Genomic DNA, 421 nt, shown 5'->3' on the forward strand with positions numbered 1-421 from the left:
GTATCCGCCCGCACCGCGGTGCCCACCGCCCGACACCCGGGGCAGCCAGAGGTAGACGAACTCGACGCCGTGGCCGACGGGTTCGCCGCTGCGGCCGCCCTGCAGGGCGGCGAACACACCCGCCCCGCCCTGGCCGCCTACCTCCACCACGTCGCTCTGCCCCAGCTCCACGCCCCCACAGCCCTACACGACCAGCTGTTGTCTGCCACCGCCCGCCTCACCCTGTTACTCGGGCTCATGTGCGCCGACAGCGGCCATGACGCCACGGCCCAGTACTACCACCACACCGCCGCCCAGTTGGCCGCCGAAGCCGACGACCACACCAGCCTGGCACTCGCTCTGCGCATCATGGCCAGTCACGCCCACGATCTCGGCCACCACCACCCCGCCGTGCTCCACCTGGCCCATGCCGCCACCGAAC

The 421-nt window shown here is 72.2% G+C and carries 1 pseudogene; it reads left to right on the forward strand.

Annotated elements, in window-relative coordinates:
- Positions 1-237 precede the first annotated feature (237 nt).
- Positions 238-421 (forward strand): annotated as a pseudogene (locus ACSNOD_RS31770) (hypothetical protein); the annotation flags it as partial.

Origin of the sequence: Streptomyces sp. URMC 123 (assembly GCF_051386515.1) — a bacterium.
Classification (GTDB): domain Bacteria; phylum Actinomycetota; class Actinomycetes; order Streptomycetales; family Streptomycetaceae; genus Streptomyces.